Genomic DNA, 22,638 nt, shown 5'->3' on the forward strand with positions numbered 1-22,638 from the left:
AGCTGGCGCACCGGGAAGTTCTTCGTGGAGTCCGGCAGCGACCCGCACCCCGGCTTTCCGCCGGGCCCGCCCTTGGCCTCGGCAATGGGCAGGTTGTCGGGATAGATGTACGGGTCGTTGCCCAGCAACAGCGCGACGTCGAGTTGAAGCGTTCGGCCGTCGGCGCCGCCCCACGCCGAATAGCCCCCGTTGTTGAGATACCAGGTGACGCCTTGTAAGAAGCAGGTGTACTCGGGGTTGTACTTGAGCAGCAGGTTCGTCGTCGGCTCAAGGACGTTGACGGATGCGACGAGACTTTCACTGCTCGAGGCAAGCAGATTGGTCCCTGCCCTCGAGAGGCCAATTACGTTGAGCAGCAAGTTGTCAAGCCCGGTCGACTGATTGACGACGGTGGTACTGGTGGTGCTGGCGGCATTCAGAACCTTCAGAATGTCCTGGGCGGCCGCGCTGTAGGTGTCGTTGAAGTTCTTGAACGAGCGCCAGTCCTGGCGGATGGTGTCGCTGCGGGCGTTGAGCGCCAGCAACACCTCGTTGAGATCAGTGGTTGCCTGGCCGATCCGTTCACCTTGCCCCCGCAGTGCGTCGGCCACTGCGGTCAGTACCGCGTTCAGCTTGAGCGGGTCCACCTGCTTAAGCAGATCCACGAGATTTTCGAAGACTGTGTTGACCTCTGTGCTGACATTCGTCGAATGCAACACTGCGCCGGCCGCCAGCCGCGCAGTACTCGGGTGTTCCGGATACACCAGGTCGACGAACTTGGCGCCGAAGGCCGTGGTGGCCTGGATCTGTGCCCGCACGTTGGCTGGGATGTAACGGATCTGGTCGGGGTCGATCTCGAGCTCCAGGCTCACCGCGTTCTTGCCACCGTTGATCTGACTGACCCGGCCGACCTGTACGCCACGCATCTTGACCTTGGCGTTGGTTTCCAGCACCAACCCGGAACGTTCCGATGTCAGCGTCACCGGCACGGACGAATCGAACGTGCCGGCGAACAGCGCCGACGTCACGTAGAGGAACAAGCCGACCGTCACGAACAGGATCAGGGTCCACCACGCGGGGTGGATGCGGTTTTCTCCTGGCCTGGCTTCCATACCGCTACCCCGCCAGGTTGAAGTGGCCGGATTGCCCGTATACCGCGAGCGAAATCATCGCGATCTCAACCGCCGCGATCACCATCGACGTACGCACCGCCCGACCAACTGCCTCGCCGACCCCGGCCGGCCCACCGCTCGCGGTGAACCCGTAGAAGGTGTGCACGAGCATGATGACAAGCGTCATTGCTACGCATTGGATGAACGACCAGATCAGATCTGTGGGATTGAGGAAGGTGTTGAAGTAGTGGTCATAGACTCCGGATCCCTGGCCGTAGATGGCGGTGGTGCCGGCGCGGGCGGCCAGGAAGGCCATCATGACGGCGATGCAATACAGCGGGATCACAACGATCACCCCGGCGATCACCCGGGTGGACGCAAGGTAGGTGATGCTGCGGATACCAATCACCTCGAGCGCGTCGATCTCCTCGTTGATCCGCATCGCACCCAGCTGAGCAGTCGCGCCGGCGCCGATGGTCGCGGACAAGGCGACGGAGGTGGTGCCAGGCACGATAAGCCGGACGTTGAAGAATGCCGACGCGAACCCCGTGAGGGCTTCCACCCCGACAGACGCCAACTGGTTGTAGCCCTGAACCGCGACCAATGCGCCGGTGGTGAGCGTGAGGAAGCCGACGATTGCGACGGTTCCGCCGACGATCGCGAGGGCCCCGGACCCCAACCCCATAGTCGCGATCAGCCGGTACACCTCCTTCCTGTAGTGGATGAGGGCATCGGGGATCGCTACGAGCGTCTTGGTATAGAACTGCGTCTGCGATCCCACCCGCAGCCACTCCCCGACCACGCTGTCCCGCGCACGGCGGAGGCGCATATATGGCTTGCTGGGAACGGCTTCCGTCATCGGTTTCACCTCACTGCACTGTGAACTGGATGCCGACGGCGGTCACGATGACGTTGATCGCGAACAGCACCATGAAGGTGAAGACCACGGTTTCGTTGACCGCATTGCCGACGCCGGCCGGCCCTCCGCCGACCGAGAGGCCCTTGTAGCAGGCGATCAGACCTGCGGCCATGCCGAATAGCGTCGCCTTGACCAGCGACACAATGACATCGGCGGTGCCGGTGAGCGTCGTCAGGCCCTGCACGAACGCGCCCGCCGCCACGTGCTGGACGAACACGCAGAAGAAGAACGCGCCGGTGAGCCCCACGATGATCACCGTCGCGGACAACGCCAAGGCCACTGTGGTGGCCGCCAGGACGCGAGGGACGACCAGTGTTTGGATGGGGTTGATGCCCATCACCCGTAGTGCGTCGATCTCGTCGCGAATGGTCCGCGCCCCCAGGTCCGCGCACATGGCGGTGGCGCCCGCGCCCGAGACCACCAGGACCGTGACAATCGGGCCGATCTGGTTCACCGTGCCGATCGCGGCGCCGGTGCCAGAGAAATCCGATGCACCGAATTCGGTCAGCAAAATGTTGAACGTGAATACCAGCAACACCGAGTACGGCATCGTCAGCATCAGCGCCGGCAACACGGACACTCGTGCAACGAACCAGCTCTGAAGGATGTATTCCTTCCCGGCGAACGGCGGCTTGAACATGGCCACGAAGGTGTCGAGGGACATCGCGAAGAAACCGCCCATCGCGCGGACCGGCTTCGCATAAGTAACCATCAGGGCGTTCGCCCCCATATGGTCGAAGGACGCACTGATTCGCAGGGGCGTATATGCAGCGTGAGGACGCCCCGGGTGGTCCGCAGCTGTAGATCTTCACCATCAGCCGGCGACATGGCGGGAACGCTAACCAGGTGTCAGCGCAATGGCTGCACCACCAAGGGGGATTATCGGTCCCTCGTCAGAGTCATCGCCAATTCGCAAACACTTCGAATGTGCTGTGCTCGACTGAAAGTATCGCCTATTTGACGTACGCGGCACATCGCACAATTGCACGGCGATGCGGTCGGGCCACGTCACGTCATTCATCTGGAAGACTTGACCTGCGGCGCCCCTGTAGCGCCGGCGGCAATATGAGGGAGGCCTGCGCGTGCAACGCCGCGTAGACCGCGGCCGGGCCGGCGCGACAGCATCTGCCCTGTAACGCCGAAGGCTATCCGCGATCGCGGGTTGGTGCGTAGAGGGTGTTCCAGACGATGCCCGTGTAGGCGTCGGTCAACCGCTCCTGGCCCGCTTCCGACTCCGCGCGCGCCATCTGGTGCAGGCCACGTTCGGCCATCCATTGCAGCCAGTACGCGGTTTCGGCGGCCGGCAACGACGGGTCGATGAACCGACCGGCCTGCCCGGCTTCGATGTGCGCGCGCAGCCCGTCGATGTAGCGGCGCATCGCGGCATCGACGGCCTCGCGCACGCCGTGGTCGGTACCGATGGCTTCATGAGTGGCGGCCATCAGCTCGGGGTGGGCTCGGTAGGCGCCCATGATCCGTTCCAGCGCGGCGCGCACGTCTTCCTTGGTTGCGGTGCCGCCCAGCGACCACCACGCCTGCGCCGCGTCGAGGATGACCTGAGTGAACTCTTCGTACCAGGTACGCAGCAGGGTGGTTTTGTCTACGAAGTAGGCGTAGAACGTCGAGCGCGAGATTCCCGCCCCGGCAACCACACTGGTGACGTTGACGTCCGCGTATGTCGCTCCTGACCGGAGCTGCTGTTCGACAATCGCCAACACCTGCCCACGCAGCGCATCGCGGCGTGCCTGGCCGTGTTTCTGGGCGAACTCCGCGGTTGTCATTCCCCCACGTTACGGTCAGAAGGACGTGCGCTGGCGGGCGAGAATGTCCTTGGCGATCACACGTTTCTGGATTTCCGCCGTTCCGTCGGCGACGAGGTAGGCCATGACGTCCCGGAAACGTTGTTGCAGCGGGAATTCGGTGGCGTAGCCGAGGTTGCCGTGGATTCTCATCGCGGCTTCGATGGCGTCTTTAGCGATCGTGGGTGGCCACCACTTGCTCATCGATGCGAGTGAGGTGTGGGGCTTGCCCTGTTCGCGCAGCCACAACGCGCGGTAGCAGAGCCAGCGGGCCGCTTCCAAGTACGTGGCGTGCTCGGCGAGCGGGAAGGCGACGCCTTGGTTCTCGGCGATCGGCTTACCGAATGCGTGCCGCTGCGTCGCGTAGACAGCGGCTTCATCCAGGCTGGCCTGAGCGGCACCAAGACACAGCAGCCCGAGTGCGGCGCGGCTGAAGTCGAAGTGACTCATCACGGCGTGGAACCCTCGGCCCGGTTCGCCGATCAGATGTGAGGTCGGGACGAACACGTCGTCGAGGTGGATGGAACCCCAGCCCAACGGCAGGCAGCCCATGCCGGGCATGTGGCGCACAGTGACCTTGTCCGCATCGAGTGGCACCAGGTAACAACTGACTCCGGACGAGCGGCTGGTGCCGGGCTCGCGCGCATACACCAGTGCGGCGGAGGAATGCATGGCCCAGGAGATGGCGGTCTTCTCCCCCGTCAGTGTCCAACCGTCCTTGACGGGTCGCGCCACGGTGGTCAGTCCCCCGGCGTCGGAACCCGAGCCCGGTTCGGTCAGGGCGATTGCGACGTTTTCCCGCCCCTCGATCATCGCGGGCAGATACCGCTGACGGACTTCCTCAGTCCCATGCATCAGCTGCGAGCCGATCAGTCCTACCTGCACGGGCGCGGCGGCGACGTTCACATCTCCATAGGCGAGAGTCTCGGTGGCAAGCCCGAGCATGACCGGTTCCTCGGCACCAGTGCCGCCGTACTCCTCCGGCAGTCCGACTCCCAGCACGCCGAGCTCGCCGAGCTGGCGCAGGACGTCGAACGGAAACTCGGCGGACGCCGCGCGATCCCGGTAGCCCGGCAACAAGACCTTGCGAGAGAAGTCCGCGAGGGTTTTTTGAAATGCGGTCTGATCGGAACTGAACTCGAACGAAATCATTCGGCTATCTCTCTACGGTGCGGTGGCCGCTCAGCTGCGTGCTTGAACGTTGGACTCAGCCACGCGATGACACTACACGCGTGTCTGGACACAGATCCAGACGCACATCTTGACATATGTGCCTTACCGGCTTGACTCATTCGGTCTGACCATTTTAATGTTCTCGATATGGATGCGAACCGTGGAGCCAAGTGATGGCTCCTGAGACGTTCACATACCGCTCCGCGGACGGCACGCAACTCACCGGCTATTGCTGGGCCGCCCCTGACGGCACGACATGCGCGGGCATCGTCGTGGTCGTGCACGGCATGGGCGAGCACATGCGCCGATACGACCACGTGGCCGACACGCTGGCCTCAGCGGGTTTCGTCGTGTACGGACATGACCACCGAGGACACGGTGCCTCGCTGGCCGCCAACGATGAGCCAGGCCAGCTCGGAGACAACGGCTGGGCGGCATTGGTAGACGATCTGAATCTAGTGATTGCCCGGGCGAAATCGGAACATCCTGGCGTCCCCGTCGTGATTGTCGCCCACAGCATGGGTTCGTTTGCGACGCAACAGTTTCTGCTGGATCACGGCGCCGACGTGGACGCGGTTGCCCTCACCGGGACGGCGGCGCTCGATCTTCTCGAACCGGCCTTGGACCTGTCGGCCGAATTGGACCTCTCGACCTTCAATGCGCCTTTCCAGCCGGCGCGGACGGATTTCGACTGGCTCTCCCGCGACGAATCGATCGTCAACGCGTATCTTGCTGATCCGTTGTGCGGCTTCGGCATCGACGCCGCGTCGGTGAAAGGCATGTTCGCTGGCGCCCGCCGACTGGCCGATCCCTCCGAGGTCGCACACATGCCGCGCGACCTGCCGCTCTACATGGCAGTCGGATCGAAGGATCCCATCAACGGCGACCTTACTCTGCTGTGGGCACTGGTTGACCGTTACCGCGCTGCCGGTCTCGGTGACGTGACCGTCCGCGTATACGACGACGGCCGGCATGAGATTCTCAATGAGACCAATCGGGCAGAGGTGATCAAGGATCTTCTCCAATGGCTACTGCGGGTGTCAGCCCATCCCGCGCCGCGGACGAACGCATGACTGACGTGACCGGGGCCGACCTGCCCGCCCCGAAGGAACTCAACGCGTGCTCCGCTCTGATCGTGGGCGGCACCGCCGGCATCGGGCTTGCCTCGGCCCGGGCACTCGCCGCCTCCGGCGTACCCCGCATCGCGATCGTCGGACGTAGTGCCGATCGTGGCCGACTGGCGGCGAAGACGATCGCCGAGCTCGGTGCAGCCGCACACTTCATCGCCGGTGACGCCTCCGATCCCAATGCTGCGATCGCCGTTGCGGCAGAGGCGGATCGGATTCTTTCCGGTACCGACATTCTGATGTGCAGCACCGCCGCCGATGTCCGGCCAGACCTGTTCGTCGACATTCCAACGACCGACGTCAGCCGCATACTCACTCAATTGGCGGTGCCGTCGATGCACATGGCCAGCGCGGTGCTGCCTGGTATGCGCAGCCGCCGAGGCGGCGTCATCGTCAACGTCGCTTCCGACGCGGCCAAGACCGCCACGCCGGGCGAAGCGGTCATCGGCGCCGCGAAGGCCGCCATCGTGATGTTCACGCGGACGATCGCGATCGAAGAGAAGCGCTACGGTATCCGCGCCAACGCCCTAACACCGTCGCTGGTCCACGGCACGGCTTCAACCGAACGCATCACGGCGGACGGGTTCAGCGCCAAACTGTTTGCACGCGCCGCCAAACAAGCTCAACTCGGTGTGCCGACCGCCGACGACATCGCCGCGCTGACAGTCTTCCTGTGCAGCCCGGCCGCCGCGCGGTTGACCGGTCAGGCAATCAGCGTCAACGGCGGAATCTCCGCGGCATAACATTACCGTCACGCCAATCGGCCAAAACGCCTGCGGGTAACCTGATTTCGGCATCGACTCCGCAAAATGTCACCCACCGTACGGGAGAAACCCGGTTCTGGCCTCCATATAGAGGGCGATCGCCTCCGAGCGGTTGATCGCGCCGATCTTGCGAAGGATCCTTTTCACGTGTGTTTTGACTGTTTCGACGGTGATGACGAGGTCGTCGGCAATCTCCGCGTTCGAGGCGCCAACTACCATCCTTTCGAAAACCTGGCGTTCACGGTCCGACAGCGTGGCGGCCAATGCTGAGTCCGGCGCTATCGTCGGGGGCTCGACTCGATCCTGGTATTCCACATCAAGGCTGATCGCTGCTGCGGCGATGCGGTCTGCTTGATCGGTGAGTGTCGCGGCCGCCCGCGCAATGGAAGTCCGCTGCTGCTGCACCCGTTCGGTATTCAGCATCCGCTCATGAAGCAACGAGTAGGCGGAGGCGAAGGTGTCCACCACCGCGATGTCACGGCAGGAGATGCTTTCGCCGCCGCGACTGGCGTGAAGAAGGGCGACCACCCGCGATTCCGCGATGACCGGGCCGACCACGTAATGTCCCGAACCGAGCAGCCGCCGGTAGCCAGGCGACGCGGGTACGTCTGACTCATTTGCCCGGATCGTCTCGCGCCGACGAATACAGTCCCGTTCGGCCGTGCATTCGCGACGCGGGACCATGGTGGGGCCGCCAACGCCATGGCCGGATTCCTCGACGACGAATCCGTCGTCGACGACGAGAGACAGCACCGCGTGGTCGAAACCGAACGCATCACACAATTCCGTACAGGCTTGGCGGCCAAGCCCCTGTAGCGAGCCGGCCTTCTTCATACGACGGATGCCCTCGGTTAACGACCGCACCATCTCCGCGCTTTCGGTGGCTTTCATCTCACGCGCTTCTAACTGCGCCTGAAGGAATGCCGCCACAGTACTCGGCGCGATCAGTGGCACGGTGTAGTCGCGCAAGGCACGTTCGCCAACCAACAGTCGATCGGTGGTGGCGGCGGACATCCTAATGGCCTCATCGAGATCTGCCGCATCGCCCACGCGGACCACACCGAATGTGCCACACAGCTTTTCGTCGAGAATATTGAGCGTGGCGACCATCTCGCGGGTGTTCATCGCGACTGACCGGCTTGGGCGACTGCGATGCCGGCGTAGACCGCGACCGCTGCCGCTCTGCTCGACGTTTTGAGTTTCCTCGCGATGTGTTTGAGATGGGACTTCACGGTCCCTTCCGAGATCACCAGGCACCGGGCGATCTGGCTATTGGTGGCCCCAGTCGCCACATACGACATGATTTCTCGTTCGCGGGCGGTCAGCGACGGCACGGCAGGTTGATCGCCGCGGTGGTAAACGTCATGCCGCTGACCGACGGTGACACCTGAAAGCGACCGCCACGCCGATCGGGCGGACCGCTTGAGCAGTTCCTCCACGTTGGCGCAGAGGTTGCCGATTGCGACCTGTTGTTGGGCGGCCCTCTCTTCCAACACCGCGCTCTCGAACGCCACGGCAAGACACTCGGCGAAGGCCTCCAACTGATCGAGGTGGTCGGTCGTCACGATTCCGTCGGGTTCCGGGCGGTCGGCGTGCAACATCCCAATCGCCCTGCCCTGAACGATGATCGGGGCCGCGATGTAGCCGACGCAGCCGGAGGCGTCGACGATTCCCTTGAACGTGCGTTTATCTTCCTTCGGGGATGGCACGAGTGCCCCGCACCGCTTGCGAATGAGTTCTGTCTCGAGCGGAGCGTCCGCCAGTTGGATCTGGGCGCCGGCCACGAATTCGCGGAACGGCCGCGATTGGGGATCGCCCGCTTCGTCTTCGATATACAGGTGTTTGGGCAGCCACACTGAACCTCGCACGGTGGAGATCATGGTCCGCGCGAAACCAAACTCGCGGCTGAGTACCGCGGGGGCGGCGTGGATCATCTCCCGCGGCGACAAGCCCCGTAGGCTGCCCAGCCCGTTACGGACCTCCGCCAGACACCTCGCCCGGCGGCACAGGTCGTGATCGAGCAGTTCACATTGCACCCGCAGGATCGAGATCAACAGCTCGGCAGTTTTCGCTGCCTCATCCGTCGAATCAGGTGATAGCATCAGCCGCTCCTCGAGGCGATGCCTCAGGTCGTCCAGCCGGCACCGCAGTCCGGTCTGTGGAAACTCGGGAGGCGGCAAGCCCAGATGGTCGACGGCGGCGGCAACAGCTGCCGTGGCCCGCTCAACCAAGGTCAGATCTTCTGCGCTGGTGGCTAGGGCTGCTCGCTGAACCATCACCACTCCTTCCCCGCTTCGGCTAACCTATCGAATGGTCATACCATTACGTCGAACTATAACCTGGAAGTTACGTAGGTCACAATGGGCGGAGAAAATCTCCACGCCAGCGTCAATTTGTTCGGTCCTTGTCGCACCTAGTACCTTGTATCGCGTTCTCACGGAATGGTCTAATGGTCAGTCCGTAAGGAGGTCAGTGTGCAGGCTGTAGTGATGCGCGAGTTCGGCGGCCCTGCGGTGTTGCGGCCGGAAGAATGTCCGGATCCCCCCGTACGGCCTGGCTGGGTCACTGTGGCCGTCCGGGCCAGCGCGCTGAATTGGCATGACGTCCTAGTGCGCCAAGGTCGGTACCGTTCGCCTCTGCCACACATCATCGGCGCCGACGGCGCCGGCGTTCGCACCGACACCGGGGAAGAAGTGGTGGTGCTGCCGTCGCTGCACTGGGGCGAACGCGACGATGCACCGAGCGGCAACTGGGAGATCTTGGGCGACCGCACCGCCGGCACGTATGCCGAGTTGGTGAGCGTGCCGGCTGACTGCCTGGCCGCCAAGCCGGCTGGGCTGAGCTGGGCCGAGGCTGCGGCACTTCCCTTGGTGGGGGTGACGACGTACCGGGCGCTGTTCGTCCGCGGACGGCTGAGGTCGGGTGAGTCGATGCTGGTGGTCGGCGCCGGCGGAGGGATCGCCACCATGGCGGTCGCCCTGGCGGTCGCCGCCGGAGTGGCCATCACGGTCACCTCCTCCTCGCCTGACACAATCGACCGCGCGGTCTCGGCGGGCGCCCGCAGCGGCGTGCTGCACAACGAAGCGGGGTGGCCCGAACTCGCCCGTGAGACGACACCAAACAACATGGGGTTCGACCTTGTCCTCGACCCCGTCGGCCGCTGGACGGAGTCTGTCCGAGCACTGCGGCCCGGCGGGCGACTCGTCGTCCTCGGCGCCAACGCGGCGGAGACCGCACCAATGGACATCCGCAGCTTCTATTTCGGCCAGTTCGATCTGCTCGGCACCACCATGGGCAGTAACAGGGACTTCGCCGGCCTGCTCAACATGATCGATCGTTGTTCAGTGCGGGCCCCCGTAATCGACAGCGAGTTCCCATTGGATCGGGCTGCCGAAGCGCACGAATACCTCGAGGACGGACGCACATTCGGCAAATGCGTCCTGAAGCACGACTAGGAGATACGCTTTGGCAGAGTCACCTGAACTGGTCACCTACCGGCTAGAAACCGTCGACTCCGACGCCTTTGCGGCCTACCTCACTCTGAACGACCCCGCGCGGCGCAACGCCTTATCCGACGCACTTCTGGACCAGCTGAGCGAACTGCTGCAACGTGCGGCATCCGAAGCGCGCGTGAGGGTTATCGTGCTGACGTCGTCGCACCCACGGGTTTTCTCCTCCGGCGGCAACCTCGACGCGTTCGCCGACAGTCGGCCGATCATCGACAAGTACGCCGCCCTTGCGCGATTCCCCATCCTCTATCGCACCCTCACGGGAATCGACAAGCCGGTCGTCTGCGCTGCGAACGGCGACGTGCTCGCGGGTGCACTTGGTATCGCGTTGGCCTGTGACCTCGTCATCGCGAAGGAGTCGATCCGGCTGGGCTGCCCCGAGATCAACGTCGGCGCCTTTCCGTTCATGATTTCGGCATTGATCTTCCGGGCCACCGGACGACTGATCGCGAACGAGTTGATGATGACCGGCCGGCTGATCAGTGCGACCGAGGCGGCGGCCGCCGGACTGGTCAACAAGGTGGTTCCGGATACGGAGTTCGACGACGCCCTGCGTCAGTGGGTCGCCGACATCGCCGGCAAATCACCCCTGTTACTCGGGATGGGCAAGCGGGCGTTGGCGGCGACCCAAGACATGCCACTGGATTCGGCGCTGGACTACCTGCAAGGTCAGCTTGCCTTGGCCTTCACCACCCACGATCTGGGCGAAGGAGTGCGGGCGTTCAAGGAGAAGCGCTCCCCGCGGTGGCGCAACTCGTGAAGCTCGATGGCTCGCGTCGGATGGTCCTTGCCGTTTCGGTCTGACCATTCTATGATTCGTATGATTGTGGCCTCCGTGGCACGTCCCCGGAGACGGATCCCGAGTAACCGAGGAATAGCGCGATGAAGCCGAGCCCCCACACCGACCGCTACAGTCAACAGGAAATCGAGCATTACTACGGTTCAGGGCTGTGGTCCACGGAGACGTTCCACGACCTTCTGGTCGGCCGGGTCCAGGAAAACCCCGACAAGGTGTTCGCGACCGATGGAACGCGATCACTGACGTTCCGCCAGCTCTTCGACGCCGGCCAACGGCTGGCCGTTGGACTGCACCGGCTGGGCTTGCGACGCGGAGACACCGCCGCCGTGCAGCTGCCCAACTGGGTTGAGTTCATTCAGGTGCTGGCCGCATTGTCGCGCCTCGGCGTCATCATGATCCCGATCATGCCGATCTATCGGCGCGAAGACGTCAGCTACGTGGTGTCCAACGCCGAGGTACGGGCGGTATTCACACCAGCACATTTCAGCAAATTCGGCTATCTGGACATGTATCTGGGTCTACGTCAGGAGCATCCGGACCTGACGATTGTCGTCGCCCGGCCCGACAGCGCCGCCCAAGATGTCGCTGACACCGACGCCGACGTGTTCACACTGCAGGATCTCGAAGCCGATACCGACGACGACAGCGCCAGACAGGAGATCGGCGACCCGCCGGGGCCAGACGAGCCTTTCGTCATCGTTTACACGTCTGGAACCACCTCGCGGCCAAAGGGATGCGTGCACACCTTCAACACCTACTGCGCGGGCTCTCGTGCGCTGGTCGGCCCGTTCGGCTACACGGAGGCGGATGTCCAGTTCGGCCCATCCCCGATCGCCCACACCACCGGCCTGGTCACCAGCGTGTTGCTGCCCATGCTGACCGGGGCCGCCACACACATCATGGCCAAGTGGGATCCGGTCCACGGCATCGAGGAGATTCAACGCTTCGGTTGCACGGCCGCGGTGACGGCACCAACCTTCCTGCACACACTGTTGGCCGAATACGACCCCCAGCGCCACGACCTGTCCCGGTTGCGGTTGTGGACGTGTGCGGGCGCGCCGATCCCGGGCGCGGTCGTGGAGCGGGCCGGCGCAACACTGCCCAACATCAGGGTGCTCAGCCTCTACGGGCGCAGCGAAAATCTGGTCACCACAACATGTTCGGTCACAGATGCTGTGTCGCGCGCCCTGACCTCGGATGGCACGGCGACGCCGGGTGCCGAGGTCAAAATCGTCGGCGAGGACGGGAAGGAGTTGCCTCGCGGCGCTGAGGGCGACATCGCCTACCGCGGGCCCGCCCACATGATTGAATACCTCGCCAACCCCGAGGAAACCGCGGGCCTGTTCACCAAGGATGGCTTTTCCAAGTCCGGCGATCTAGGGAAAATGACCGAGGACGGATACGTGCGGGTAACCGGCCGGACCAAAGACATCGTCATTCGCGGTGGGATGAACATCAGTGTTCGTGAGATCGAAGAGCATCTGGCCCATCATCCCGCGTTGCAGGCGTTCTCGGTGGTCGGCATGCCCGACGAGCGGCTTGGTGAGCGGGTGTGCTGCTACGTTGTCACCGCGTCCGGACACGACATCCCGACCGTCGAGGAAATGCGCGAGTTCCTGCTCGAACGAGGCATGCCGATCCAGAAGACACCAGAGCGCGTCGTCGCCGTCGACGACCTGCCAATGACCGCAACCGGCAAGGTACTCAAACACAAGTTGCGCAAAGACATCGAACGGCGCGTCAACGAGGAAGCTGCGCGCGCCAGTGAAGTTGCGGGCACCCCCTGATGGAGCTGAAAGACAGTCAAGCCGAGGCCGAGTTTCGCGCGAAAGCGCGCGCGTGGCTGCGGGATACGCTGCCGCGGCTCGGCGGATCCGAACCCGCACGCCTCGAGGACAAGCTCGACTACTGGCGCAATTGGCAGCGGCTGCTCTACTACGCCGGGTATGCGGGGCTGTCGTGGCCGAAGGAGTACGGCGGCGGCGGCGCGGACCCCAAACTGCGTGCCATCTTCAACGAGGAACTCGACCGCGCCGGCGCTCCGGAGCGGCTCAACATTGTCGGCGAGGACTTCGCCGGCCCAACGATCATCGAGTTCGGCACCCCCGAGCAACAGGAGCGGTACCTTCGGCCGATCCTCACCGGCGAAGAGATTTGGTGCCAGTTGTTCTCCGAGCCGGAGGCGGGCTCGGACCTGGCCTCATTGCGTACCACTGCCACCAAGGTGGATGGCGGGTGGCGCATCCAGGGCCAGAAGATCTGGACCAGCCGAGCCCAACTCGCAGCACACGCAATCTTGCTGGCCCGCACGGCCGGCGGAGAGCGGCATCGTGGGATCACCTACTTTCTGCTCGCCATGGACAGCCCGGGCGTCGAGACTCGTCCATTGGCACACATGCTGGGCGAGTCCGAGTTCAACGAAGTGTTCCTCGACGGGGTGTTCATCCCCGACGACGGCGTGCTCGGCGAAGTCGATGGCGGCTGGCGGGTCGCGATGGGCACCTTGGCGTTCGAGCGCGTTGCCATTGCCACCGGACGGGTGAACACCACCGGCGCAGTCAACGATCTGATCCGACAGATCGAGAGCCTCACAACCGATGACGGCGCGCCGCTCGGCGCCGATCCGCTTGTCCGGCAACGGATCGCCGACCTGTACGGCCGCGCACTCGTGCACTACCTCATCGGGCAGAGGGTGATCACCGGGGCGGCCGGCGACGGACCGCCGGGCCCGGTGACCTCGATCGGGAAGCTGTTCTTCTGCCCGCTGGTGGAGGACATCGCAGACTTCGGGCTGCAGCTCGACGAGATGGGAGGGCAGTTTGCCCTCGCCGAGAAGGCAGCGGACGCGCCCTCGGCCGACGACCAGCGGTGGCTGCGGTTGGCATATCAGGCTCGCGGCACTGCCATCGCCGGTGGGTCGACGTACATCCAACGGAACATCGTCGCCGAGCGCATTCTCGGCATGCCAAAAGGCTGAGATCCGAAGAGGATGATGTGACGCGCTATCAATGGAATCCGACGGCCGACTACATCGAGCGGGCCAACGTGACACGTCTGGCCCGCACGCACGGCATGGCCGGCATCGACGAATTGCGGGCGCGCTCTGTCGCCGATACCGCGTGGTACTGGAACGCCGCTGTCACCGACCTCGGTCTGCGGTTCCGCACCCCATACAGCCGGGTGTTGGATCTGCACAACGGAATTGAACATCCCGACTGGTTCATCGACGCCACGATGAACATCATCGATTCCTGCCTGCTGCGCTGGCGCGACGAAGCGCCCGACCGCATCGCTGTGGCCCATGAGGACGAAGCCGGTCGGACCCGACAGCTCTCGTTCAGCCAACTGGCCGCCGAGGTCGCCCGCGCCGCGGAGGGACTGAGGGCGCTGGGGATCGGGCCCGGCGACGCTGTCGCGATCTACCTGCCGATGATCCCGGAGGCGGTCGTCGCGTGCTACGCGGTGGCCTCGCTCGGAGCGGTCCTGGTGCCGCTGTTCTCTGGTTTCGCCTCGGCGGCGATCGCCTCTCGGCTCGCCGATGCCGAGGCTAAGGCGGTGATCGTGGCCGACGTGACCATCCGGCGCGGGCGCGCAGTACCGCTTCTGCCGCAGGTCGGTGCTGCGCTGGCCCACTGCCCCACCGTGCGGCACGTGGTCGTCGTGCCCAACGGCGCCGATGGGCCCCCCGAATACGTTGGCGCGCAGATGGTTTTGTGGTCCCAGCTAACCTATCGCGATGCACCGTTTGCGGCCGTCGAACTTGACGCCATGCATCCGCTGCTGCTGGCATACACGTCGGGTACCACCGGTAAACCCAAGGGGGCGGTGCACACCCATGCGGGATTCTTGGTGAAGACGGCCACCGAGGTCGCCTACTCGTTCGATGTCAACCCCGGTGGAGTCTTTAGCTGGGTCACCGACATGGGCTGGATCATGGGCCCGCTATCGGTGTTCGGCTCGCACGCGAATGGCGCAACCCTGCTGCTGTACGAGGGCTCACCCGACAGACCCGACAGCACGCGTCTGTGGCAGCTCGTCGAGCGCCACCGGGTGACCATGCTCGGTGTGTCACCCACGCTGGCGCGAGCGTTGCATTCCGCTGAGCCCGGCTTCGGCTCAACACCCGATCTGTCATCGGTGCATGTGCTGGGCTCGACCGGTGAACCCTGGGATCCCGAGTCCTACGAATGGCTCGCCCGCGACATGTTCGGCGGACGTGTCCCGGTGATCAACTTCTCCGGAGGCACCGAGGTCGGGGGATCGTTCCTGGCGCCCTATCCGGTCGAACCGATCCGCAGCTGCTCGCTTGGTGGTCCGTCGCTGGGGATGGCCGTTGATGTTGTCGACGAAAGCGGCCGATCCGTGCGCGGCCAAGTGGGCGAGCTGGTCTGCCGTCAGCCGTGGCCCTCGATGACGCGAGGCATCTGGAACGACGAGAAGCGCTACCTTCAGGCGTATTGGTCGCGCTTCCCGGGCATGTGGACGCACGGGGACTTCGCAATCGTCGACGGTGACGGCCAGTGGTTCATCCTCGGACGCTCCGACGACGTCATGAACGTGGCGGGCAAGCGGCTGGCACCCGCCGAGGTGGAATCGGTGATGATCACCCACCCACACGTTGCCGAGGCGGCTGTCGTTGGTGTACCAGATACCGTCAAAGGTGAAGCAGTGTGGGCATTTTGGGTCGCAAGATCCGACCGTGCGCCCGATCCGAACGACGAGCAGGTGGGCGCCGACCTCGCAGCACTAGTCGGACGAGAACTGGGCAAACCATTCACCCCGTCACGGGTGTGGCGGGTGGAGGCACTGCCCAAGACGCGATCGGCCAAGATCATGCGTAGAGCCATCCGGGCCGCCGCGCTCGGCGTTGATCCCGGGGACCTGTCGGGCGCCGAAAACCCCGACGCCGTCGAGAAGATTCGGCGACTCGTTTCCGACAAGGAGACACCTGTCGACGTCTAGGTGACCCACTTGCCCGGCTCAGTCGTCGACACTGATTACGTCGCGCTTGTCCATGGCCAGCGCCGCCTTCGCGTAGCTGTGCACGTGATTACGCATGCGTCGACCGGCCACGTCAGGATCGCCGCTTCGGATCGCGTTGGTGATTGACCGGTGTGCACGTTGAGTGACAGTGCGTACGTTGTCGTCGACGAACGCCGCGTTGTCGGTTCCCATATAGATGGCATGCGACAGCGCCATCATTAAGCCGATCAACAACTCGTTGTGACTGGCCATCGCCACACCGACATGCCAGTCGAGATTGGCCTGCAGAAACGCCGTCAAATCAGCGTCGGGGTTGGCGATTTCGTCGTTAGCCCGGTCGAGAACGTCCAGGTCCTCATTGGTGCGCTTGCGCGCAGCCAGCTCGGCGCAAGAAGGCTCGAGCGCCTCGCGCGTTTCCATCAGATCAGCCAGCCGAATCTTCTGGCCGCGGATCAGCGTGCTCACTGAGCTGGCCATCGACTTTGTTGTAGGGCGCTGGACGAACGCGCCGCCGGCCCGGCCCGGCCTGACCCGAATCAGGTTTTGCACCTCGAGAATGCGTAATGCCTCTCGCACCGTGGCCCGGCTCATCTGTGTCTGCTTGACGAGTTCGCGTTCTGCTGGCAACGCCGTTCCCTCGGTCAGCTCGCCGCTGAGAATCCGCTCGCGAAGCTCGCGCGCCAGCACGTCGGATGCCTTGGGCACATCCACCGGTTTGAGCATGACAGTCGATCGTGTCAGCGCCGCCGCTGCGACTGGCTCCATGGGCGCTCCCGCTTTCAGCTTCGGTGTAACGGTCAGACCTAATTTACCGGTCAAGCATTACCCGGCCGCCAACAAGGGGGTCAGCGCGGTGTCGAGACTATGACTACGCAGACGGGAGCGCTTGTTCGGACGGTATGCGCAATCGACGCATGCCCTGGTTCACGTGTGCTCTTCTCGTTCTAGCTCCCGTTCAACGTCGGCCTCGCCGAACAGCTCGTCACCTGCCGTGTGATGATGTTCCCCAGGCTCGGCCGGTTTAGACTTCGGCCGCTTCGACTCGATGAACAGCAGGATCAGGCCTACCGCGCACAAGGCTAGGCAGGACCAGGCGATGAAACCGCTATCAAATCCTTCAACACCGAAAGTGCCGTGTCTGGGATAGCCAGGTGGGGGAGTACCAACGACCACCGCGGTGATTAATCCCATGATGCTCACGATTAGCAGGATTGCGACAATGACCAACATCGTTCGCCCCTCCCTCGCCGCGTGTGCCGCCCAGAAGCCGAGTCTACTTCGCAGTTCAGCGCCTTTGCGGACTAACTTTCAAAAGATCATCCTGGCGATAACCTCGGCCACCGCGGCCGGTTTCTCCGACCCGTGAAGCTCTACCGTCTGCCGCACGGTCAGGTCGACCGTCGTCTCGTTGACCTCCTTGGCGTCGACAAGGTCGGATCGGAGACGGATGCGGGTGCCCGCCGGAACCGGCGCGAGAAACCGAACCTTGTTGAGCCCGTAGTTGATGCCCATCTTCGCGTTGTCGAGGCGGTAGATGTCCTTGCTCAACGCCGGAATGAGGGACAGCGTCAAGAAGCCGTGCGCAATCGTTGTGCGATAGGGGCTTTCAGTGCGGGCCCGATCCACGTCTACGTGGATCCACTGGTGATCGCCGGTCGCGTCGGCGAACGCATTGATGAGTCCCTGGTCAATGGCGATCCAGTCGGAGACACCGAGGAGTTGCCCCACGGCCTCAACAGCCTCGTCCATCGATGAAATGACTCGCACCATTCGCCTTTCTTGTACCGGTGGACGGAAGATTGGTCGCCTTGGCTATTCGGTTGACCAGGACCCAACCCATCCCAGCGAGCACCAATCCCGTGACGATCATCGCAATGTTGTCCACCACCAAACCCACTGCGCCAGAGGATATTCCGGCTAGCGTAGCGATCAGCGAGACGAGGAGGGGCCGCAGGGCAGTTTCGCGCTCGTCGGCCCCTAACGCTGGCTGTTTGGCGGGGACCATCGCTGTCGACGTCCCGCTCAGTTGCCGCGGTACGCGGCGAATTCAGGCGCACGCTTCTCGTTGAACGCGCTCACGCCTTCCTTGGCCTCGGGTGTGTCGCCGAAAAGTCTCAGGCTGGAATAAGCCATCTGACCCATTGACGCAAACTGTTCGGTGTCGGTATTGAACGACTGCTTCAGAATCCTCAAGGCCGTCGGCGAGAGCTGCAGAATCTCGTCCGCCCACGCTCGGACCTCTGACTTGAGTTGATCGGCCGGTACCACTTTGTTCACCAGCCCCCACTCGGCTGCCTGCTGCGCAGAGTATCGACGGCACAAGAACCAGATCTCGCGAGCGCGCTTCTCTCCCACTATTCGCGCCAGGTAGCCGGTGCCGAAACCGGCGTCAAACGATCCGACTCGCGGACCGTTCTGCCCGAACACCGCAGTGTCGGCGGCGATCGTCAGATCGCACAGCACGTGCAGAACATGACCGCCGCCGATCGCAAACCCGTTGACCGCGGCGATCACCGGCTTGGGCACGTCACGAATGACTCGATGTAGTGAATCCACTTCGAACAGACCGGTTTCGGAAGGTCCGTAGTCGCCGGTCTCTGCCCGTTGCTTCTGGTCCCCGCCGGTACAAAAAGCCTTCTCGCCGGCCCCCGTCAGGCAGATCACGCCGACCTCCGAGCTCCCCCACGCCAACTTGAACGCCCGAATCAGCTCGTCGAGAGTACGCGCCCGAAATGCGTTGTACCGATCGGGTCTATTGATCGTGATCCAGGCCAGGCCGTTGTCGACCTCGTAGGTGATGTCGGTGAACTCGGTCATCTTCGCCTCTCCGTTGAAACTAAGTCATGGCCAATTATGGTCTTACCATATTACCAAAGCGTCACACCGGGACGAAATCCTTGCGCATTCGGGCCAGCTCACCGATCGACGCCTGTAGATCGTCGAGCTCAGTAACGAGCGCTGTTCGACGATCGGCAATGTCGTCCGCTGGGCCCTCGCTGTCAAGCAGACCGCGGTGCCGGGCCATCTTCAACGCGGTACTGAACATCTCACCCGACACCGACTCTTCGGTGATGCGGTGCTGTAACGACCATTGCCGGCCGAGGCGAAGACACCTCGTAAGCAGTTCCCGTTCGTCGACGCTGGGATCCGACCCGAGCTTGACCAGTTCCTCCGCCACCACCCGGTATGCGTCGACGAAGGGTCTGAGCACGAGATGAGCCACCAACAGGTCGCTTTCATTCACGCTCCGGGCGGCCTCTTCGGTGTCGAACGGCGCGCTCGGGTCATGGTCACGTCCAGTCATGATTGCGAACTCACGCCACAACTCGTCCGCGAACTCGTCGCGGCCGGCGAAGAAGAAATCGAATTTCAGCAGTTCGCGAACCGCCAGCGCCTTCTCCCACCCTGTCCGCTTGGTTGCTCCCGGAATGGCCACGATCGCCAGCAAGGCCAATTCGGCGATCGCTCTCATCACCAAGACGTGAATCGCGCTGTTGCGGTAGACCGCAACGATCAGGTGCTGATCGTCACCGATCCCCCACACCGTTTCCGGCCCCTCCGAGTAGCAGGTCAACACACCGGAGCCGACTAAGTCGTGCAGCGTCTGCGACACAGTGGCACGGTCGGTGAGGTCGGCACCCCCGGCGACGGCCCATCCGCGGGCGCGCAGGTAACGGGCCAGCGGCGCGACGGTGGCGGACACTTCGTCAAGGGTGAGCGAACGGTCCTCGCCGAGCATCGCGACGCACACGGCGGCCGTCGCAGACACCGGCGTTGCCTGGTTCAGACGGTGGCAGATGTCCAGCGCGACGCGCTCGACCACCTGCCGGTCATTCAGGCCTTCGGCGCGTAACGCGGCCAGCCGCTCGTACAGCGGCACTGGCGCCCCAAAGTTGATGTAGATGCGTCCCAGGCGATGCCGCAGGCCACGTGCGTAACTGAACAACCAGCGAGCGTTCTCCGGCCTCTTGGGAAGTCCGCGCGACTCCTCGACCATCAGCTTGACCTCGTGCAGCGGCAACTGGTCGAAGAGGATCGAGACCGGGACGGCGAGGGTCTGCTCCGAGCGGACGGATTCGACCGCGTCGGTTACATACCGCAGCAACCCGTACCGCGGTGGCCGCAGTTTGCCGGTGCGCGTCCGTCCACCCTCGATCGACCACACCAGGTTGCAGCCGCTGGACACCATCCAGCCCACGACGGCGCGCAGGGCCAGCCGGTAGGCGGGCAAGTCCCCCGTCGCGCGCCGCACCGGGATGAATCCGTTACGCCGGGCCAGGGTGCCCAACGGAAAGAAGTTGAGGTTGGCACCAGCCAGCCCGAACGTCGGCGCGACTCCGCCCTGGGCAAGGCGTGGCGGAAACGAGAACTGATCCAGGTAGGAGCGGTGCGAGATCAGGAAGATCAGGGCGTGGTCGCGGTCGAGTGCCCGCAGCTTGGCGAGGTCGTCGTCGTCGATGACGACCTGGAAACCGCGGACCATCCACGCGGACATCGCGTGCCACGCGCGTACCACGGGGGCTACGTGCGAGGCCGCCATCTCGCGCACGTAGACCGCGGCCTCGGCCCGCACGTCGGCCACATCGCGATCCAACTGCGACGCTAATTGTGCTGTGGCGGTGAGAAATTCGTCTGAGTTCAGTAGCGCAGCGATCTCCGGGAGGTCGCCCGGCCGCGACAGCGTATCGGAGGACCCGTTCGGTCGCAGCAGACGGGCGATGCGATCCGCCAGCATCGTCATATCCGCTCCGCCGCACCGGATCCCGCGGCAATTGCCGCAGACCACTTCTTCCCGGCGTCGACGCCCGGCCAATCGTCGAGGGTGTCGACGTAGAGCTGGCGCATCCGCGGCACCCACTCATCGAGATCGGCCTTAGTCCAGGTCGCGGTCGGAACCGGTTCGTGAACAACGACTTCGAGCGTGCCTTCCTGGGCCACCCGTGCGTTGCGCCACATGATTTCGCCGGCATTGCGGATGACAATCGGAACGATCGGAACCCCCGCGTCGCGGGCCATGTGAAAGCCGCCTTTCTTGAACGCCCCGACCTTCGGGCTCATCGACCGGGTGCCTTCGGGCGAGATTGCGACCGAAACGCCCGCCCGCAATCTGTCCACCGCGGGCTGCAACGCCGAGACGGCCTTCGAGGTGCTTGACCGGTCCACGAAGGCGACGTCGGCCAGGCTGAGCAGCTGCCCGAGTACGGGTATTTGCTTCACCTCGGCCTTGGCCACCACGGTAAATCCCCGTTGCACGACTCGTGAGGTCACCAGCGCGTCGACCAGTGTGCTCTGATGATTGATGAAGAACACCGCGGGCCGGTGCGCCGTGTGCTCCTCGCCAATCACGTCGACCTTGATATTGCCGAGTTGCCCTGCAAGGCGGCCGAACAGGGACGTGGCCAGGTCGACCCCACCCCGTCTGTCGTTCGTCAACACCCCGACGACCGTGCCCGCCCCCACCGCCGCGGCGAAACCACCGATCAAGCCCGTCGTCCGGACCAGCGACATCGGATGGAATTGGCTTCGCTTGCTCCGGAACCGCACGATTGGCCATCCGTGCTCGCCGGCATGGCGGGCCAGGTCCGCCCCCGGATTGACTGGGTGCGGGAAGCCGACGCCGCTGAGGAACGGCACATCCTCATTGCCGTTGGCGTACCCGTGGCATGTCTTCAGGGGGATTCGTTCGCGTTTGGCGAAATCACGGACCGCGGCCAGCTTGCCTTCCCCCCACGGCGGGCGGCCCGTTATGCCACCGGTGAGCACACCATGCTCGGTCTCGAGTTCTGTGCACAGAATATGGCCGATACCCAATTCGCGGGCCATGGGCTCCACCTGCATCCGTGTCGCGGATGTCGCGATGACAACGGTGTGGCCTTGGTTTTGATGGGCGCGCACCAGCCGCCACGTCCCATGGAAGAGCGCACCGGCGATTTCCTGCGCGAACAGTTGCTCCCCGAGTTCCATCAGCTCGTCATCGGTACGGCCGACCCAGCCCCGGATTCCTTGCTGCATCAGATCTTTGAACCCACCTTCGTCGAGCGTGCCGCCGAGCGCCGCGCGCATTGTGCGCACAAACTCGTCGGGACCCAATTCGAAGTTGCGTGCGCGGTGCGCAATGAGCGCGTTGGCCGAATACCCCTGGATCATCGTTCCGTCAAAGTCGAAGAACGCCGCGATCTCTGGGCCGCTGGGTCCGGACTTGATGTTGGCGATGACGTTTTCGACGGCAATCACCGTCGGTGATGATGTCGCACCGCTCATCTCATACCCCGCCTCTGGCAGACACGCACATCAGGTCCGGACTAGGCGCGCACCCGTGCGGTGCCGGGACCGGTGGCTTACGAGCAGTCGCCTTGGCCCCGGCCATCCCACTATGAAGAGTCGACCTGGCTGGGCCAAGAGGGTCCGCACAGAGATACCTCTGCTGCGGGAGGGAGAACCGCCCGATGTGGTGACGCGGCGGCACTAGTGGGT

At 63.9% G+C, this 22,638-nt stretch carries 20 protein-coding genes; 7 read left to right on the forward strand and 13 right to left on the reverse strand.

Features of this window, described 5'->3' with window-relative positions:
* From QOH60_RS15795 to QOH60_RS15815, 5 genes are all read right to left on the reverse strand, one after another.
* Positions 1–1,091 (reverse strand): MCE family protein (locus QOH60_RS15795; protein WP_526421969.1); only part of this gene is annotated, 1,091 nt, incomplete at its 3' end.
* 4 nt (positions 1,092–1,095) lie between these two features.
* A complete protein-coding gene (locus tag QOH60_RS15800; RefSeq protein ID WP_526421971.1) occupies positions 1,096–1,950 on the reverse strand; it encodes an MlaE family ABC transporter permease in 855 nt (284 codons plus the stop codon).
* Between the two features lie 10 nt (positions 1,951–1,960).
* Positions 1,961–2,722, reverse strand: coding sequence for an MlaE family ABC transporter permease (locus QOH60_RS15805; RefSeq protein WP_526421973.1), 762 nt, complete (start codon positions 2,720–2,722; stop codon positions 1,961–1,963).
* Between the two features lie 433 nt (positions 2,723–3,155).
* Positions 3,156–3,791, reverse strand: a complete 636-nt coding sequence (locus QOH60_RS15810) for a TetR/AcrR family transcriptional regulator (protein ID WP_526421975.1) — start codon at positions 3,789–3,791, stop codon at positions 3,156–3,158.
* Positions 3,792–3,806: 15 nt separating this feature from the next.
* Entirely contained in the window at positions 3,807–4,961 is a 1,155-nt protein-coding gene (locus QOH60_RS15815; RefSeq protein ID WP_526421977.1) for an acyl-CoA dehydrogenase family protein, read from the reverse strand.
* A 194-nt stretch (positions 4,962–5,155) separates the two neighbouring features.
* Between QOH60_RS15815 and QOH60_RS15820 the strand changes: the two genes are divergently transcribed.
* Entirely contained in the window at positions 5,156–6,055 is a 900-nt protein-coding gene (locus QOH60_RS15820) for an alpha/beta hydrolase (RefSeq protein ID WP_526421979.1), read from the forward strand.
* A complete protein-coding gene (locus QOH60_RS15825; RefSeq protein WP_526421981.1) occupies positions 6,052–6,852 on the forward strand; it encodes an SDR family NAD(P)-dependent oxidoreductase in 801 nt (266 codons plus the stop codon). The genes QOH60_RS15820 and QOH60_RS15825 overlap by 4 nt, the downstream gene beginning before the upstream one ends.
* Positions 6,853–6,921: 69 nt before the next feature.
* Here QOH60_RS15825 and QOH60_RS15830 read toward each other — a convergent pair whose 3' ends face one another.
* Together QOH60_RS15830 and QOH60_RS15835 are read right to left on the reverse strand one after the other, a co-directional pair.
* The gene (locus tag QOH60_RS15830) at positions 6,922–7,983 is read right to left on the reverse strand and encodes a helix-turn-helix transcriptional regulator (protein WP_526421983.1); all 1,062 of its coding nucleotides are present in this window, start codon (positions 7,981–7,983) and stop codon (positions 6,922–6,924) included.
* Positions 7,984–7,994: 11 nt separating this feature from the next.
* Positions 7,995–9,149 carry a helix-turn-helix transcriptional regulator gene (locus tag QOH60_RS15835; protein WP_526421985.1) on the reverse strand — a complete coding sequence of 385 codons (1,155 nt, stop codon included), beginning with the start codon at positions 9,147–9,149 and terminating at the stop codon, positions 7,995–7,997.
* A 198-nt stretch (positions 9,150–9,347) separates the two neighbouring features.
* On the opposite strand from QOH60_RS15835, the gene QOH60_RS15840 reads away from it, so the two are divergent.
* From QOH60_RS15840 to QOH60_RS15860, 5 genes are all read left to right on the forward strand, one after another.
* Positions 9,348–10,328 carry a zinc-binding dehydrogenase gene (locus QOH60_RS15840; protein ID WP_526421987.1) on the forward strand — a complete coding sequence of 327 codons (981 nt, stop codon included), beginning with the start codon at positions 9,348–9,350 and terminating at the stop codon, positions 10,326–10,328.
* Between the two features lie 10 nt (positions 10,329–10,338).
* Entirely contained in the window at positions 10,339–11,142 is an 804-nt protein-coding gene (locus QOH60_RS15845; RefSeq protein WP_526421989.1) for an enoyl-CoA hydratase/isomerase family protein, read from the forward strand.
* A gap of 122 nt (positions 11,143–11,264) precedes the next feature.
* Entirely contained in the window at positions 11,265–12,968 is a 1,704-nt protein-coding gene (locus tag QOH60_RS15850; RefSeq protein ID WP_526421991.1) for a class I adenylate-forming enzyme family protein, read from the forward strand.
* A complete protein-coding gene (locus QOH60_RS15855) occupies positions 12,968–14,158 on the forward strand; it encodes an acyl-CoA dehydrogenase family protein (RefSeq protein WP_526421993.1) in 1,191 nt (396 codons plus the stop codon). Before QOH60_RS15850 ends, QOH60_RS15855 begins: the two co-directional genes overlap by 1 nt.
* A gap of 17 nt (positions 14,159–14,175) precedes the next feature.
* Complete coding sequence (locus QOH60_RS15860) at positions 14,176–16,143, forward strand: AMP-binding protein (RefSeq protein ID WP_526421995.1); 1,968 nt, start codon at positions 14,176–14,178, stop codon at positions 16,141–16,143.
* A gap of 18 nt (positions 16,144–16,161) precedes the next feature.
* On the opposite strand, the gene QOH60_RS15865 is transcribed toward QOH60_RS15860, so the two are convergent.
* The 6 genes from QOH60_RS15865 to QOH60_RS15890 all read right to left on the reverse strand — a co-directional run bounded on the left by QOH60_RS15865 (position 16,162) and on the right by QOH60_RS15890 (position 22,425).
* On the reverse strand, positions 16,162–16,887 hold the full coding sequence (locus QOH60_RS15865) for a FadR/GntR family transcriptional regulator (protein WP_526421997.1): 726 nt from the start codon (positions 16,885–16,887) through the stop codon (positions 16,162–16,164).
* A gap of 201 nt (positions 16,888–17,088) precedes the next feature.
* Entirely contained in the window at positions 17,089–17,394 is a 306-nt protein-coding gene (locus QOH60_RS15870) for a hypothetical protein (protein WP_526421999.1), read from the reverse strand.
* Between the two features lie 78 nt (positions 17,395–17,472).
* Complete coding sequence (locus QOH60_RS15875) at positions 17,473–17,931, reverse strand: MaoC family dehydratase (RefSeq protein ID WP_526422084.1); 459 nt, start codon at positions 17,929–17,931, stop codon at positions 17,473–17,475.
* Positions 17,932–18,186: 255 nt separating this feature from the next.
* Positions 18,187–18,981 (reverse strand): enoyl-CoA hydratase-related protein, encoded by a 795-nt coding sequence (locus QOH60_RS15880; protein ID WP_526422001.1) that lies wholly within the window; start codon positions 18,979–18,981, stop codon positions 18,187–18,189.
* A gap of 61 nt (positions 18,982–19,042) precedes the next feature.
* Positions 19,043–20,905 (reverse strand): 1-acyl-sn-glycerol-3-phosphate acyltransferase, encoded by a 1,863-nt coding sequence (locus tag QOH60_RS15885; protein ID WP_526422003.1) that lies wholly within the window; start codon positions 20,903–20,905, stop codon positions 19,043–19,045.
* On the reverse strand, positions 20,902–22,425 hold the full coding sequence (locus QOH60_RS15890) for an HAD-IB family hydrolase (protein WP_526422005.1): 1,524 nt from the start codon (positions 22,423–22,425) through the stop codon (positions 20,902–20,904). The genes QOH60_RS15885 and QOH60_RS15890 overlap by 4 nt, the downstream gene beginning before the upstream one ends.
* Between the last annotated feature and the right edge of the window lie 213 nt (positions 22,426–22,638).

The organism is Mycobacterium sp. (genome assembly GCF_032159765.1).
Classification (GTDB): domain Bacteria; phylum Actinomycetota; class Actinomycetes; order Mycobacteriales; family Mycobacteriaceae; genus Mycobacterium.

What these genes read in the sequence shown, in the direction of transcription:
- QOH60_RS15815 (WP_526421977.1), bottom strand. Translation starts at nt 4,961, where the DNA reads ATGATTTCGTTCGAGTTCAGTTCCGATCAGACCGCATTTCAAAAAACC.
- QOH60_RS15800 (WP_526421971.1), bottom strand. Translation starts at nt 1,950, where the DNA reads ATGACGGAAGCCGTTCCCAGCAAGCCATATATGCGCCTCCGCCGTGCG.
- QOH60_RS15820 (WP_526421979.1), top strand. Translation starts at nt 5,156, where the DNA reads ATGGCTCCTGAGACGTTCACATACCGCTCCGCGGACGGCACGCAACTC.
- QOH60_RS15870 (WP_526421999.1), bottom strand. Translation starts at nt 17,394, where the DNA reads ATGTTGGTCATTGTCGCAATCCTGCTAATCGTGAGCATCATGGGATTA.
- QOH60_RS15810 (WP_526421975.1), bottom strand. Translation starts at nt 3,791, where the DNA reads ATGACAACCGCGGAGTTCGCCCAGAAACACGGCCAGGCACGCCGCGAT.
- QOH60_RS15835 (WP_526421985.1), bottom strand. Translation starts at nt 9,149, where the DNA reads ATGGTTCAGCGAGCAGCCCTAGCCACCAGCGCAGAAGATCTGACCTTG.
- QOH60_RS15885 (WP_526422003.1), bottom strand. Translation starts at nt 20,905, where the DNA reads ATGACGATGCTGGCGGATCGCATCGCCCGTCTGCTGCGACCGAACGGG.
- QOH60_RS15850 (WP_526421991.1), top strand. Translation starts at nt 11,265, where the DNA reads ATGAAGCCGAGCCCCCACACCGACCGCTACAGTCAACAGGAAATCGAG.
- QOH60_RS15855 (WP_526421993.1), top strand. Translation starts at nt 12,968, where the DNA reads ATGGAGCTGAAAGACAGTCAAGCCGAGGCCGAGTTTCGCGCGAAAGCG.
- QOH60_RS15805 (WP_526421973.1), bottom strand. Translation starts at nt 2,722, where the DNA reads ATGGTTACTTATGCGAAGCCGGTCCGCGCGATGGGCGGTTTCTTCGCG.
- QOH60_RS15890 (WP_526422005.1), bottom strand. Translation starts at nt 22,425, where the DNA reads ATGAGCGGTGCGACATCATCACCGACGGTGATTGCCGTCGAAAACGTC.
- QOH60_RS15825 (WP_526421981.1), top strand. Translation starts at nt 6,052, where the DNA reads ATGACTGACGTGACCGGGGCCGACCTGCCCGCCCCGAAGGAACTCAAC.
- QOH60_RS15865 (WP_526421997.1), bottom strand. Translation starts at nt 16,887, where the DNA reads ATGCTCAAACCGGTGGATGTGCCCAAGGCATCCGACGTGCTGGCGCGC.
- QOH60_RS15880 (WP_526422001.1), bottom strand. Translation starts at nt 18,981, where the DNA reads ATGACCGAGTTCACCGACATCACCTACGAGGTCGACAACGGCCTGGCC.
- QOH60_RS15830 (WP_526421983.1), bottom strand. Translation starts at nt 7,983, where the DNA reads ATGGTCGCCACGCTCAATATTCTCGACGAAAAGCTGTGTGGCACATTC.